The following is a 13845-nucleotide window of genomic DNA, read 5'->3' as shown; positions in this document are numbered from 1 at the left end:
AGAATAAAATTGCTCATGAAAAAGAAAATCTTACCAATTCCCCTGATCTTACTGATTCCAATTGTGATGTTGGTTGTCGTGGTGGTGGCGGGCGTATACCGCTTCAGTTTAACTGATGAAGAGATCTTGGCGAAGTTCCCTTCTTCTCAAGTGAGTTATGACACGGTTGTTGAAACCGTGTTTGATTTGAAGACGACCAACCCATGGACAATCAAAGTACCTGAAACGAACGCTTACGCCTTTATTAATGAAGTCAATGAAGCTAAGTCGTTGGCCTCTGGTCGCTACGACTCGGGCGTGGAGCGAGGTGTGGTGACGGTGGATACTCAAAAGTTGTTGGGTGTTGAATTGGGAGATACCAACATTTTCGTTGCGCCAATGTGGGTATCTAACCAAGGCAGCGGGGTCTTCTATTACTTAGGTTTATTTAAGCATGATCAACAGCGTAGCCGTGTGGTATTGGTTGACCAACTTTTCCTTGGTGATCGCGTACAAATTCAAACTTTAGAGGTTGCTCAGCCGGACGTCACTCAAGCAAAAGGTAAACAAAACGGGGAAGGTTTTATCGGTTTTACTCAGCATTCTGCGGAACAATCTTTTGTAGAAGCCCCATCTGAAAAGGTGTTAATGAGTTTTTCTTTTGATACGCAATCAATTGGTAAGCAATAACGTTTTCGTTAATGTGAGGATCTGTTGTTTATGTGAGCCAAATTACATATTATCTTAGGTAGATGAATGAAATTTAGACACTCATAGCTTTGTGTCTGCTTACTTTACAAATGGAGCTTGCGAATGATTAATAAACGTTTTTTTAAAACGAAAGATGAAGTGGAAGTGACTTTTGAGCTAGAGGCTCAAGAAGCGAATTCTGTATCCATTGTTGCTGATTTTCTTGATTGGAAAGCAACACCAATGAAAAAGTTGGCGAAGGGGAAGGTTTACAAATTCAAAACTCGCCTGCCTAAAGATGGCGAGTTTCAATTCCGCTACCTTGTTGACGACCAGCAATGGGTGAACGATGCTAATGCCGATCGTTACATCCCAAATGAGTTTGGTGAAGACAACTGTTTAGTGTCGACGGTGAGTGCTTAATCGCTCATTTTTGAAATTAGTATTTTTACCAAACGTTGGTTGGTAGAGTCGCCGAAGTACACTAGGCTATTCGCTGGAACCATCAACGAATTCGCTCCGGTTATTAATTGATCGAAACGGAATAACGTAAATCAATATAAAGCAGAAGCTAGCCGTTTCTGCTTTTTTATTTTCAAATTTAGCGGTTAATCTTATTTTAAGATAAGCACGGTTTCAGTCACGGCAACTCAATGACTTAGCGATACTGAGCAAGATTCGCGTCATATTATGACAATGCATTGATGATTTATGCGTTTGAAAAGCATATCCTATGCCTTTATGTCGTAGAAAGACCTGTTTACCGTGTATTCAAAAATATTTTCCTCTCCGTTTGCTGAGCTTTCACCTGTAAAAAAAGTTGCGATTTTAGGACTGCCACTTATTGCAGCAATTGGTGTTGCTTTGCAATCGTCACAATCGAATCTGACCAAAACGATCGATTTAAATTTACCTGACTCAACTGTGATTGAGTCTATCTTGTCACCTTCTCCTGTTGTGGTTATTGAACCGCCAACGTTTGAGTATCAAATTCAAACTGGTGACAACTTAAGTAGCATTTTCACTCAGCTTGGTTTCTCTTACAAATCGATGATGAGTGTGATGGAAACCGACTTAAACTTCCTTGCACTCGACACGCTTCGCCCTGGTAATACGTTACGTTTTTGGCGTGATGAAGCGACTGGCGATCTTTCTAAAATGGAACTTCAATTCAGCGTTGCCGACAAGGTAGTTTATCGTCTGCTTGAAGATGGCTCTTATGAATTTGAAGACATCTCGATTCCTGGTGAGTGGAAGCAAAAACCTTTAGTGGGTGACATTCAAGGCAGCTTCTCTGTTTCAGCAAACAAACTTGGCTTGAATAGCCTTGAGATCGACCACATTGTTACGCTGCTAAAAGATAAGCTGAACTTTAGCCGCGACCTACGTGCTGGCGATAAGTTTGAAGTGCTGCAGAAAGCACAGTTTGTCGATGGTGTTGCCACTGGCAAGCGCGAAATTGAAGCGATTAAGATCATCAACAAGAACCGCGTTGTTTCTGCGTACTTACATACTGATGGGCAGTACTACGATGCAAGCGGTGATAGCTTGCAACGTGCTTTCCAGCGTTATCCGGTAAGCAGCAGCTGGCGTCAAAGCTCTCAATTCAACCCTAAGCGTTTGCACCCTGTGACAGGCCGAATTTCACCTCACAACGGTACTGACTTCGCAACGCCGATTGGTACGCCAGTTCAGGCAACGGGCGACGGCAAAGTGATCATGACGCGTAAACACCCTTATGCAGGTAACTACGTAGTGATTCAACACGGTAGTACGTATAAAACGCGTTACCTGCACTTAAGCAAGATTCTAGTTCGTAAAGGTCAAACAGTATCTCGTGGCCAACGTATTGGTTTATCTGGTAAAACAGGACGTGTGACGGGCGCACATCTGCATTACGAATTGATTGAGCGCGGTCGTCCAGTCGATGCGATGAAGGCGAACATTCCAATGGCAGATTCTGTGCCTAAAAAGGAAAAATCAACGTTTATCGCGGCGAGAGACGAAGCGGATGCCTTGCTACAGCAAGAATTAGAAGCGCAATCAAACAAGAGTTAATGAATGACGTTTAGTCGTCATTAGTAAGTTTTTTAAGACCACACTATTGAAATAGCCGCGATATTGAGCCTAATTTTGAATTATAAGGCTATGTATCGCGGCTTTTTTGTTCTCAAGGCTAGGGGCTTTTTCTACGCTAGGTATGCTCAAGCGAGTGGCTCAGAATGTGTCACGTAGCTGACAATCGCTTCTGGTCTCATTGGTGGAGAGTAGAGATATCCTTGGATCTTGTCGCAACCCATTGCGTGCAACTTTTCTAACTGTTCCCGTTTCTCAACACCCTCAGCCACGAGTGACACATCCAGTCGATGCGCCAGTTGGACAATCAACCAAACGACGCTCTCAGAGGTGGAGTTAGTCAGCAAATTGCGAATAAAAGTAGCATCAATCTTAATGCAGTCGATCGGATAGCTGTGAATGTAGTTCAGACTGGAGTAGCCAGTACCGAAATCGTCCAAAGCGATAGTAAAACCTTGCTCTCTGAGGTAGTTAAGTGCGGCTTTTGTCTCTTGTGTCGGTGATAGCAATACGGTCTCGGTTAGCTCGATAACAAACTCGTTTGCTGCAAAGTGATGTTGCTCAATGGTTCGAGTAAGGTAAGAGATATAACGTTTAGAGTCGGTAAGCTCGTGGGCAGAGCAGTTTATCCCGAGCTTGATTTTATAGCCTAGCCCTTGCTCTAACGTTTTCTTTGCACGGCACACTAACTCGATGATACGTTCACCCAATTCAACAATCAATCCAGACTCTTCTGCTACTTGAATAAACTCCACTGGAGAAATATCGCCATGCTGAGCGGTTTTCCAGCGTGTCAGCACCTCAAAGTATTCCCAACGTTTTTCCCCCTGGCCGACGATAGGCTGGGCAACCACGTACATGCCATTGCCATCTGGCGTTAGGTTATTGGAAATAGGGTTTTCAAGTTCACTTCGCAGTGCGGCAATGAGCTCCGCCTTTCTTTGGTAGCGAAACCTTAGATGGGTGTCATAACATTGAATATGGGTATCGGGGCTTTGTTTACACTCTTTTAAAGCTAAGCTGGTGTTGAAGATGATCTGCTCGACATCCTTGTTGTCTCCTTCTGAGCGGGCAATACCAATACTGACCTCAAAATCGATCTTGATGTCGACGCTTGAGTAGCCGTGTTTGATTTTCGCTAGTATTTGCTCACAAATGGCGATTGGGTCTGAGTGGTAGGTGATGAAAGCAAACTCGTTGCCTGCGGTACGAAATGTAAGGTTGTTCTCAGGTAAGGTGCGGCGCAACGTCTCAGCAACGAACTGTAGCACTTTGTCACCAATATAGTTTCCGTGCTGGTCGTTGATAGCTTTAAAGCTGTTGATATCGAGTAAGGCAACAGAAAAGGGCGTCACGCTTTGCTGAGTGATTGACTCTAGCGTATCTGACAAGCAGCTACGGTTGAGTAAGCCTGTTAAGCTGTCGTGCGAGACTTCATAGCTAAGTTGATTCACCAGTTGCTCAGAACGGTCGTTGAACCACATCTCCCTTAATGTATGGATAATGATGTCAGCGAATAGCTGATGATGTTTGATGACCTCTTGTTGCTGAGTTGGACTAAGTGGTGACGTGAAAGTTGAAAATAGTACGCCCATCACTTCACCACTCTGAGTACGAGTCGGGATCGCGATAGAGTTTTGTGAAGTGATCTCCTGCCGAAAGGCCGATGTAGGTAGAGACTGAACAACATATTGAGCAAACGAACAGTCCGGGTGTTTTTGATTAACAGCCTGCTGGTAGATATGTCCGTGACGTGCATTTATCTTATCGTGTAAAACATGATCAGAGTGCGCGATGACGAGAGGAACGATTTGGTCTGGAAAGTACTTCTTCTCAATGATGCTGGTGTACTGCGTATCAAAGGTTTGGTGTAAGGTGAGCACAGCAGACTCAAGAAGGTCGACACCTTCCAACTTCAATAAGCGACCAATGCGCTCTGTGTTTATTATGCCGTTCTGTGTATGTTGAGTCATAGTCACCATCCATAGTTAACCAGAATCACCGCGTACAATTGTGATATGTGTCTTGTTTATTATTGTCCTCGATGCATATTTTTTCAAATTTATTTGTGATTAGATTCACAAAATCTGAGTGCTACGTTCTTTGTCTAGCCTATCTTTAAGGTGATCCAAAAACAGTTTGGTTCGTGTATGCGAGTAATCAAGCTTAGGGTAGTAAGCGTAAACCATCACCTCATCAGCGGTGATATTTGGCAATACTGGAACTAATGTCCCTTGTTTTAGATCTTCTTTGATCATGGCTTTGATGGTCAATAACACGCCCATGCCTCGCTTGGCCGCGTGAAATAGAGCCTCAGGGTTGGTTGTCGCAAAGTTTCCATTCAATGTAATTCTTTGCCCTTTCGTTAAGGTAACCTCACGAGTAGGGCGCTCCCCCCAAATTAGCGAATTGTGTTGTTCCAAATCTTGTTCACAGCTTGGGTAGCCGTGTTTCGCCAAGTAGCTTGGAGCTGCATAGAAACCCGCTTTGTGCTCGAACAAAGGTGTTTTTTTAAAGCTTAACGAGTTGAGTTGCTCGAGCTCACGACTTATTACCAGATCTAAGCCAAGTTCAGGCAGCTGCCCTGAAGTGGTGGTAATCAGCTGTACTTTTATGTCTGGATACTTCTCTAAGAAATCGTCCATGTGTTGGACCAGAAATTTAGACCCAACCGCTATGGTTGCCCCAATTTTTAATAGGCCTGCGGGGGTCTGGTTAACCGAGCGGGTCTCATCAATGATCGACTGCCAGTTATCGAGCTGATCTTTGGCTCGTTGGTAAAAGAGTGCGCCTGCTTCGGTTTGGCTAATCGAGCGAGTCGTACGCTTAAGTAGCTGAGTTCCGATACGCTCTTCAAGCCAGTTCACCCGCTTACTGATCGCAGAGCTGGTGGTATTAAGCTTACGTGCAGCACCATTAAAACTGCCTTCTTCCACCACTTTTACATAACTTTTTACGTTAAGTATCCAATCCATATTCTTTCCTGTTGGGACTTAATCAAATTCCAATTTGGTTAATTATCAATTGCTGGCTCTGAATGTAAACTCATCTTTGAACAAATAACAAACGAAAAGGAAATTTTTTGAGCCAATCGACCTTTAAAAAAACACCATTACTGTTGGCAATGATGATCATTGCTACTGGGCAAGTGGGTGTCAGTATTTATCTGCCATCACTGCCGCTGATTGCTGCTGACTTAAGTGTCACTCAAGTTGATGTACAGCTGCTCGTCACATTATTTTTAGTGGGCTTTGGCTTATCTCAACTATTTTACGGACCGATGTCAGATGCAGTTGGACGAAGACCTATCTTCTTGTTAGGTCAGGGTGTTTATTTGATTGGTACTGTTGTTTGTGTGGTCTTTTCTGACAACATGACAGCACTAGAAGTAGGTCGTTTGTTACAAGGCTTAGGGGCAGGTAGTGCCTCGGTGCTCGGGCGTAGCGTCCTCCGCGATAGTTATGATGGCGCTCAGCTTACTAAAGCGTTGTCTTATATTTCGATTACCGCTTCAATCATGCCGATCATAGCGCCTGTGTTCGGTGGCTGGATATCATTCCACCTTGGCTGGGAAGCGGTGTTCTTGTTTGTTTTACTCTATCTACTCGCGATATTCACTTTGGGTTACTTTGTTCTTCACGAGACGCTGCCCTACGGTAAGAGTCGTTTCCAAGTGAGCCAAGTCGTTAAGAACTACGGAAGTTTGATAACCAATCGACAAGTGTTAAGTAGCGCTAGTTACAACTGGATGAGTTACATGGCGAGTTTGGTATCGTTATCCTTGTTCCCATTCTTAATGCAGGAGCAATTAGGATTGACAGCTGCGGAATACGGCTCTTTGATGATTGTTCCTTCGGCGGGTTTGCTGATTGGCAGTGTGGCATTGAATGTTTTGAATCGTCGTTTTAGTACGCCTCATTTAATGAGCTTTGCAATCTTGATCATTTTGGCGTCTGGAGCTTGGTTGCTGACACATGAATTAACCATCTTTAACTTAGTATGGGCGTTTACTTGGCTGACCATTGCACAGGGCATCTCATTCCCTCTTTCTATTAGTATGTTGTTGGAACCACATAAAAAACAAGCGGGTGCGGTATCTGCATTATCTGGGTCTATTCAAATGTGTTTAGCGGGTCTGTTAGGCGGGTACTTGGTTGAGAGTTGGGTAACGACTCATCTACAACTTGGTGTGTTTTACCTGGTGATCGGCGCGGGTATGGGCTCGGTGTTGTGGTCTTCAACACGAATGAAAAAGAAGCTTAGCGATACCGAAGTCGAATACAGTTAGTTTCCTGTGTTGATGTTTGTGTATACGACCTTTAAGACGTTGTATTTGGATAGATGGTTTTCTACAATACCGGCGTCCATTTAATAGGTAATAAAAAATGCAGCAAAATGAATTTGAAGTACTGGTAAAGCTATCTGCGCACTAGATGGCCTGCCACAGGCACTTGAGCTATTAAAATCCAATGAGGATACTGAAGTCGCTGAGGCTGCCGCATCACTGACTGGTCAATTTGCGCTAGCTGAAGTGGAAGGCGAAAAGCGCATTTACCACGTGACGCTTCAAGAAAATGAACAAGGCGAAGAGCAAGAGTACATCGAGCATGTGATGAACGAAGGCGATGACTTGATCAAATTTGCCGCTTGGTTCTTTGAAACAATGTTCGAACTAAAGCAAAAAGAGACTTATCAAATTGCTGGTAAAACTTACCGACAGCCAAAGCGTAGCTAACAAGTGTAAGTAATGGTTGTAGCTTGAAAAGCCGATGCTATTAAGCGAAACATGTTAAAAAGCAGCCCAAGTGGCTGCTTTTTTGTTAATGTCCCAAGCCACCTCTTAAACCAAGAAAGGCGTTCTGAAATAAAGTTATCAACTTGCAATAAAGTGTGATTTAGATCTTGTTTTTGTAAGTGTTAAGTGTAAAATCCGCGCACAAGAAAGTTGATTATGTGCGGAGATAAGCATGAACTACGAACTAGGCCACGCATACCTTGGTCAAATGGCAGCAAAAAATATGATGCACGAAGCAATGTACGGCAAGTCAAAGCCGAAAAAAGCATCATTCATCAAGCGAATGATGAAGAAAATGGCTAAGTAAGCATTTTTCAAAACGGAATTTTAAAAGGCCTTAAACTCTTTGAAGTTTAAGGCCTTTTTCGTATATACGATAGGTGATTTTATCGCTTTGTCTATTGTGGATGGACACAAAAAACATTAATGGGTGACTGAAATTCTTTGAGGAAGATTAGCCTGTTGATTGGTTAGATAAATCGACGACGTTATTTGGAATGCTGTCTAGACCGTTTTCCTTCATCCACGCTTCCAAGTTATCAGCCCCGCCGATGTACTTACCATCAAGCCAAATCTGAGGCACGGTTACTGGCGTTTTTTGACCGATGTGTGCTTTCACCTCAGGAATCATTCGATATAGAGCTGCACTATCTTTAACCACGTCATGGTAAGTATACTCGACACCCGCTTCATCCAACATTTTCTTTGCTTTTACGCAGTATGGGCAGGTTGCTTTGCCGTAAACAATATTGCCTTTTAGGCTATCTCGTTTCGTCCACTCTTGGATTACCGATTGTACGAGCACACCACGGTTAAGCGCTTCACCTTGGCTGACTACCTTACCTTCCACAACTAAGATAGGGGCGTGCCATGCACCGAGTTTTAAAGGCTCCCACCAGTGAGACAACCAATCTTTCACTTCTAGTTCGACATCGACATCTGCCAGTTCATTCTCAAAGGTGTCCTTCAGAATGTCTTTGGTAAGGGTACATTCTCCACATGGGATGTTTACTTTAAATGGACCCCAGCTGCCTGCCCAACGGTATAGTGTAATCTTGATTGGTTTCTTCATGGTTACGACCTCGCTTCAAATTCTCTTATCAATATAGAACGGACAGCAGAACTATTTATTTCAAACCTTCTAAATTTTCTTCGCTTTAGCTGGTTTTTTTGTTTCCCAGTGGGTAATGAAGGCAACAGACGCAATAATGATTGCCGCACCTAACCAGAGACGCCCCGACGGTACCCAACTGAATACTAGCCATCCAGCCAGAACATTTAGAGGTAATTTTGCATGGTCAAACGGTTGGACAAAGGATGCATCAGCTACTGAATAGGCTTTTACAATGGCCCATTGTGCGAGGGCGGTTAAAACACCAATAACGGCCAGAATACCCCAAATGGTACTGCCACTTGGTGTTTGCCAGTCAGGCACGGCTAACATGATGTTGAACGGTGTAATCAACAGCAGCAGATAAACCACCATGGTTGATGGGCTATCTTGTGATGACAGTTTCTTCACCATCAGCGAGTAGCATGCCCAGAAGAATGCAGCGCCAACAGGTAATAAGGTTGCCCAACTAAAGTCTTCTGCCCATGGCTCTAGAATGATCATTGCACCAATGAAGCCCGCTAATGTTGCTCCCCAGCGTGCAGCACCAACTTTTTCTTTTAAGAACAGTCCCGATCCTATCGTCGCAAACAACGGAGAGGTCATCAGCAGTGCGATACCTTGCCAAATTGGCACAGGGTAAGCGAGCGCCCATATCCAAAGCTGGATACCAATGACCGATAAAAAGACACGGAACACGTGCAGTTTGAGGTTGTCGGTCTTGAGTGCACGGCGAATGCCTAGTGTTTTCAAGTAGGGAAGAATGGCTAATAAAGCGATGGCGTATTGAATGACGGCAACGGTAGTAGAAGTCAGTCCGAAATGAATGCTAGCAATTTGAGTCAGGCTGTTAATTACGGCAAAGGCTAAGCCTGCAGTAAGCATCCAGCTAGCGCCTTGGATCGGATGGTGTTGTGACATGATGTTTCTAATTATTTGATGTGGTTTGCCTATGATACGGATTTAGCACCACTTAACCAGAAAAAAGCATTGATGAAGTTGGTCAGAATATTCGAATATGAAAAAGGTTGAGCAATTGCCCAACCTTTTTAGTGTCTACCTAAAGTAAATTTAGATTAGAAGTCGTAGCGAACACCTAGGCGAAGCGTATCTTCACCTTCAGTTGTTAGTCCTGTAGTTACGTCTTTCACTTCATCTAAGCCATTGATGTAGTAAGAAAGATATGTACGGAAGTTGCTGTTTAGTTTGTAGTAGCCAACAAGCTCGATACCATCAACAGAGTCGGCTGTAGAACCGTTTGCCGCTTCATTTTCTTGGTATGTGTATACTGCTGCAGCAGAAACCTGCTTAGTGATTTTATATTGTGCTGCGAATTCCATTGCAGTGAATGACTCAGCGATAGGGCCAACGGCTTTGTCGTTTAAGTCACCTGTTGAGTAAGTGGCTGCTAGGTAAAGGTTATCTAGTGAATATGCTAGGCCTGCAAGGATTTGGTTTGCGCTTCCGTTACCCGCACCTAGATCCTGACCAGAGTATGCAAGACCAAGGTCTAGACCGATTGGCAATGAATAAACACCAGAGATGCCGTAGCCATCAGTGTCTTTTGCACTGTTTGCTTGGTAAGTTGCTTCTAACTGAAGAGCATCAAAGCCACCGCGGTATGCAAATACGCTATCTTCTTTATCCGAAGCTGCATCGATTACTTGTTGAACACCAGAGAACTCAGTGATATCTGTAAAGTCAGATACGATGACTGAAGCCATGTCTTGGCGACCTACTGAGACTGCTTGTCCATCGAAATCCACACCAGCGTACATGTAACGGTTATCAAACTCGCTATCGCCAGTGCTTTGCTCTGCTTCGTAGAAACCGAATGCAGTAACAGTATCGGTAAGTTCTGTTTTACCGCCAAGGTTTAAACGGAAACGAGTTTTATCTTCCATTGTACCTTCAACTTCGGCACCACCTGAACCGATGAAGTCGCCACGGAATTCCGCACGACCGCCAATCTTAAGCTCAGTACCGTCAGAGCTATAAACTGTTGCTGCTAGAGATGAACCTGAAACTAGTGCTGCTACCACTGCAGAAGCCAGAACTGCCTTTTTCATAATCACTTACCTTATATTTTAAAATCCGTGAGCAATGTGCTCTCCGTTTCGAGATGAGGTTAATTTAGAGCAGCTAAATTAAACTTTGATTTCTATAAAATTACATTTTCGTGAATGGGGAACTTTTTTAAGTGTTGATTTTATTGCACTTTTATTTCATTAGACTGAGTAATTAGTGAATAGTTATACAATTTGTGCTTCAAGAGGTACGTCAGGGGAAGTCATGATTAGAAAGACTTAGTGATAAGTTCGAAAGCGTTTTTGGCTAGAGTGGCGCTTCTAGGACTGATTAACTGCTTGTACTGGTTACGATATCCTCTATGATGCAAAAACTGGCAACAGAATAGATTTTGTTCAAAAGCATGGAGAAGTTGGATGAGAACAGAGTACTTAGGCGATGTTTTACAAGGTAGGCAGGTTATTGGCTCTTTGAATGTTGAAGACTTGCCGATTGGAGAGCATCAGTTTTGGTTTCAAGTCACCAGCGATGGATTAGGACAACCAAAAAATATGCCGGTCTCTGTTTTTAAAGGTAGCAAAGATGGCCCTAAGTTAATGATCACCGCTGGTATTCATGGTGATGAGCTCAATGGCGTGCTGGCTGCCCAGCAAATTATCCGAGACTTATTTGGGAAGGACCTAACAGGGACCGTGACGGTTGTACCAACGGTGAATCTATCAGGTTTACTGAATCATAGCCGAGACTTCATCTCTTCGGACCCAGGTTCTTGCCCTGCCAACCTTAATCGACTTTTCCCCGGAGACCCACATGGCTTGGCAGCCGAGCGCTTTGTTGCTTCTTTATGGGAGCGTTTACTCAAGCACAATGCTACTTTCGCCGTCGACCTACATACCCAAACTCGTGGTGCGGTATATCCGCTATATGTATTTGCAGATTACAGAATTGACCAATGTTTAGAGATGGCGAGACTGATGCAGCCAGACTGCGTGCTCAATGATCCCGGCGATCCTGGCATTCTTGAAACGGTTTGGAATCGAAGTGGAATTCCAAGTATTACGGTTGAAGTAGGGATGGGTAAGTTTACTCAGCCCGATATGATTCAAAGAGCGGTTGACGGCGTATTTAATATGCTCTCTTACTATGACATGTTTGAATCTGATCAAGCCTGTGACCAGATAAACAAGCAGTTACCTGGCATGGATTGGGTTGAAGGCAACAACGTGGTGTCGATTCGTGCTGATATTGGTGGATTTGTGCTGTCTCAAGTTGAACTTCTACAAAGTGTAGATAAGGATGACTTGTTGGCTGTTCAATATGATGCGTTTGGTAATGAGTGCCGTCGTTATCACGCGCCGTCTGCTGGACGTGTCCTTAGCTATAACGTGGATGCGTTGAGAGAACCAGGTGCGCTTGTCTGTCGTTTATTGAGTTAGCTCCTATCGACTTTCACCTTTAGGCACTTGCTCTATCACCTTTGAAACACCTAAAAAAAGACCGAGCTAAGCTCGGTCAAAGGACAGTTGTCTCGAGTTAACACGTCTTCGCACTCTTCGACAGAACTGCTTTTAGGCTAACGAGAATAGATTAAGAATCCATTGCGAGACGGTGACACTTAGAGTGTTTTTCTATTTCAAAATGATGACCTTACAGTCATGACCTCTAACCGCTACGATCAAATACTTATAAACAAAAAAGCCTACTGTGAGTTAAACAAGTAGGCCTTTGGGGCTTTTAATGGGTGGCTTTATCTTTACCTATTAGCGTGATTAAAAAGCCTCATCCACAATTTCTTTTAAGCGATCGTAAGGAACATACCCTGGTAAGGTTTGCCCATTCATCATCAATGTTGGTGTGCCTGTTAAACCAAGTGCACTAAACGTTTGGTGGTTGGTTAGCAGTGTTTGGCTTTGATCAGGTGTAGTTTCTAATTGTGCTTCTGTTCCCGTTTTTTTCGCGACAGCTTGCAGTGATGACTTGGTGTGGATACCACTTTTCGCCATCAATAGTCGATCAACTTCCGGGAAAGCTTCTGGTTTATCCTTCCAAACTTTCATCGCATATAACGCCGCATTGGTATTAAGACCGCTCACTTGTTGCTGCTTGAACGAGAGGTAAACATTGATGATCTTGATATCACTGTCTTCTGAAGCTAATTGAACCAAGCCTTTTTCTAAACGCTTACAGAATGGGCAGTTGTAGTCGGTGAAGTTAATGATCACCGACTTACCATCCGGGTTTCCAGTAATTGGATGGGCATCGTTGTTATACAGCCAATCATGGCTTTCTGCTTGGGCTTTCTTTGCTTGTGCTTGTCCTGCAACATACTGCTCTAAGCTGGTGTGTAGACCCGAAATTGTAGAAGGGTTCTCTTTGAGGAATTGGTTAATTTCCTCAAGTTGCTGTGTTTGTTCTTTGCTTAGTTCTGCGAAAGCGCTTGTGCTCATTAGTGAGCCTAAAATCAGTGTGCTAATCAGAAGTTTTTTCATGTTAATAATCTCAAATTCTTGTAATGGCGAGCGCCTATTGGGTTGCGCTCGCGCTCATGTTCTTTAGTCGGTTTAAATTGACCCAATGGCCTGTTTTACAGATAAGTTATGCAAAGTAAGTTCTTAGCCAAAGTCCGATTGGAGAAGTCACGCCTGTTGCGATACTGCTAATCTTTCCGTCTTTGATGATGACGATACTTGGGGTGACATTGATTCCCCAGTCTCTACTGATATGTCCTGAAAGATCATTGATCACCGGGAAGTCATACTCTTTGGCGTCCATGAAGCGCTGAACTCGTTCGTTGGGGCCTGATGAAAGCGCTACAGAGACCACTTGATGGGAGTCATTGAAGCTATTTATGGTCGGGCTTACAAATTTGCAGGCACCACACCAAGTTGCCCAAAAATAGACGATGACAGGCTTACCGTTTTTGCTTAGCTCAATAACATCAATACCTTCGCCTTGGATTGACTGTCCAACGATTGGAACCGCGTCTCCTTGAGGCATACTTCTGCTGTGATAAAAATCCATCGCAAATGAAACCACACCAACGATCAGTATCATTGAAACGAGTTCCTTGCCCCATTTTTTGAGGCGACTTGGCTTTTTGGTTTCGCTTTTCACAGAGTCGTCTTCCGTCGTGTCTGGTTTCTTTGCACTATTTTGAGTCTTCATC

Annotated in this window: 13 protein-coding genes and 1 pseudogene; 7 read left to right on the top strand and 7 right to left on the bottom strand. The window is 43.7% G+C overall.

Annotated features, from left to right (window positions below):
* Positions 1-15 precede the first annotated feature (15 nt).
* The 3 genes from OH460_RS23485 (at position 16) to OH460_RS23475 (ending at position 2727) form a co-directional block, all read left to right on the top strand.
* Positions 16-669, top strand: coding sequence for a hypothetical protein (locus OH460_RS23485; protein WP_061032222.1), 654 nt, complete (start codon positions 16-18; stop codon positions 667-669).
* Between the two features lie 123 nt (positions 670-792).
* Complete coding sequence (locus tag OH460_RS23480; protein ID WP_004737771.1) at positions 793-1092, top strand: isoamylase early set domain-containing protein; 300 nt, start codon at positions 793-795, stop codon at positions 1090-1092.
* 342 nt (positions 1093-1434) lie between these two features.
* Positions 1435-2727 (top strand): peptidoglycan DD-metalloendopeptidase family protein, encoded by a 1293-nt coding sequence (locus OH460_RS23475; RefSeq protein WP_269999728.1) that lies wholly within the window; start codon positions 1435-1437, stop codon positions 2725-2727.
* Between the two features lie 146 nt (positions 2728-2873).
* On the opposite strand, the gene OH460_RS23470 is transcribed toward OH460_RS23475, so the two are convergent.
* Together OH460_RS23470 and OH460_RS23465 are read right to left on the bottom strand one after the other, a co-directional pair.
* Positions 2874-4718, bottom strand: coding sequence for a putative bifunctional diguanylate cyclase/phosphodiesterase (locus OH460_RS23470; RefSeq protein ID WP_061032224.1), 1845 nt, complete (start codon positions 4716-4718; stop codon positions 2874-2876).
* 105 nt (positions 4719-4823) lie between these two features.
* Positions 4824-5720 carry a LysR family transcriptional regulator gene (locus OH460_RS23465; RefSeq protein ID WP_004737774.1) on the bottom strand — a complete coding sequence of 299 codons (897 nt, stop codon included), beginning with the start codon at positions 5718-5720 and terminating at the stop codon, positions 4824-4826.
* Between the two features lie 107 nt (positions 5721-5827).
* Between OH460_RS23465 and OH460_RS23460 the strand changes: the two genes are divergently transcribed.
* The 3 genes and pseudogenes from OH460_RS23460 to OH460_RS23450 all read left to right on the top strand — a co-directional run bounded on the left by OH460_RS23460 (position 5828) and on the right by OH460_RS23450 (position 7847).
* Positions 5828-7033 (top strand): multidrug effflux MFS transporter, encoded by a 1206-nt coding sequence (locus OH460_RS23460; protein WP_269999727.1) that lies wholly within the window; start codon positions 5828-5830, stop codon positions 7031-7033.
* 97 nt (positions 7034-7130) lie between these two features.
* Positions 7131-7480: pseudogene (locus tag OH460_RS23455) on the top strand (hypothetical protein).
* Positions 7481-7712: 232 nt separating this feature from the next.
* The gene (locus OH460_RS23450) at positions 7713-7847 is read left to right on the top strand and encodes a hypothetical protein (protein ID WP_004737777.1); all 135 of its coding nucleotides are present in this window, start codon (positions 7713-7715) and stop codon (positions 7845-7847) included.
* A gap of 147 nt (positions 7848-7994) precedes the next feature.
* Here OH460_RS23450 and OH460_RS23445 read toward each other — a convergent pair whose 3' ends face one another.
* The 3 genes from OH460_RS23445 to OH460_RS23435 form a co-directional block, all read right to left on the bottom strand.
* On the bottom strand, positions 7995-8612 hold the full coding sequence (locus OH460_RS23445; protein ID WP_128164883.1) for a glutaredoxin domain-containing protein: 618 nt from the start codon (positions 8610-8612) through the stop codon (positions 7995-7997).
* Between the two features lie 69 nt (positions 8613-8681).
* Positions 8682-9572, bottom strand: a complete 891-nt coding sequence (locus OH460_RS23440) for a DMT family transporter (RefSeq protein WP_269999726.1) — start codon at positions 9570-9572, stop codon at positions 8682-8684.
* A gap of 155 nt (positions 9573-9727) precedes the next feature.
* On the bottom strand, positions 9728-10720 hold the full coding sequence (locus OH460_RS23435; protein WP_269999725.1) for a porin: 993 nt from the start codon (positions 10718-10720) through the stop codon (positions 9728-9730).
* Between the two features lie 375 nt (positions 10721-11095).
* Here OH460_RS23435 and OH460_RS23430 point away from each other — a divergent pair, with 375 nt between their 5' ends.
* Positions 11096-12115 carry a succinylglutamate desuccinylase/aspartoacylase family protein gene (locus OH460_RS23430; RefSeq protein ID WP_269999724.1) on the top strand — a complete coding sequence of 340 codons (1020 nt, stop codon included), beginning with the start codon at positions 11096-11098 and terminating at the stop codon, positions 12113-12115.
* A gap of 333 nt (positions 12116-12448) precedes the next feature.
* On the opposite strand, the gene OH460_RS23425 is transcribed toward OH460_RS23430, so the two are convergent.
* The gene (locus OH460_RS23425) at positions 12449-13168 is read right to left on the bottom strand and encodes a DsbA family protein (protein ID WP_269999723.1); all 720 of its coding nucleotides are present in this window, start codon (positions 13166-13168) and stop codon (positions 12449-12451) included.
* Positions 13169-13274: 106 nt separating this feature from the next.
* Complete coding sequence (locus OH460_RS23420; protein ID WP_269999722.1) at positions 13275-13844, bottom strand: protein disulfide oxidoreductase; 570 nt, start codon at positions 13842-13844, stop codon at positions 13275-13277.
* Between the last annotated feature and the right edge of the window lies 1 nt (position 13845).

It is taken from the genome of Vibrio sp. Makdt (genome assembly GCF_027587015.1).
Taxonomy (GTDB): domain Bacteria; phylum Pseudomonadota; class Gammaproteobacteria; order Enterobacterales; family Vibrionaceae; genus Vibrio; species Vibrio chagasii_B.
The sequence above is the reverse complement of the archived record's forward strand: the minus strand, read 5'-3'. Positions and strand labels throughout refer to the sequence as shown.

What these genes read in the sequence shown, in the direction of transcription:
- OH460_RS23470 (WP_061032224.1), bottom strand. Translation starts at nt 4,718, where the DNA reads ATGACTCAACATACACAGAACGGCATAATAAACACAGAGCGCATTGGT.
- OH460_RS23425 (WP_269999723.1), bottom strand. Translation starts at nt 13,168, where the DNA reads ATGAAAAAACTTCTGATTAGCACACTGATTTTAGGCTCACTAATGAGC.
- OH460_RS23480 (WP_004737771.1), top strand. Translation starts at nt 793, where the DNA reads ATGATTAATAAACGTTTTTTTAAAACGAAAGATGAAGTGGAAGTGACT.
- OH460_RS23435 (WP_269999725.1), bottom strand. Translation starts at nt 10,720, where the DNA reads ATGAAAAAGGCAGTTCTGGCTTCTGCAGTGGTAGCAGCACTAGTTTCA.
- OH460_RS23420 (WP_269999722.1), bottom strand. Translation starts at nt 13,844, where the DNA reads ATGAAGACTCAAAATAGTGCAAAGAAACCAGACACGACGGAAGACGAC.
- OH460_RS23445 (WP_128164883.1), bottom strand. Translation starts at nt 8,612, where the DNA reads ATGAAGAAACCAATCAAGATTACACTATACCGTTGGGCAGGCAGCTGG.
- OH460_RS23485 (WP_061032222.1), top strand. Translation starts at nt 16, where the DNA reads ATGAAAAAGAAAATCTTACCAATTCCCCTGATCTTACTGATTCCAATT.
- OH460_RS23440 (WP_269999726.1), bottom strand. Translation starts at nt 9,572, where the DNA reads ATGTCACAACACCATCCGATCCAAGGCGCTAGCTGGATGCTTACTGCA.
- OH460_RS23465 (WP_004737774.1), bottom strand. Translation starts at nt 5,720, where the DNA reads ATGGATTGGATACTTAACGTAAAAAGTTATGTAAAAGTGGTGGAAGAA.
- OH460_RS23430 (WP_269999724.1), top strand. Translation starts at nt 11,096, where the DNA reads ATGAGAACAGAGTACTTAGGCGATGTTTTACAAGGTAGGCAGGTTATT.
- OH460_RS23450 (WP_004737777.1), top strand. Translation starts at nt 7,713, where the DNA reads ATGAACTACGAACTAGGCCACGCATACCTTGGTCAAATGGCAGCAAAA.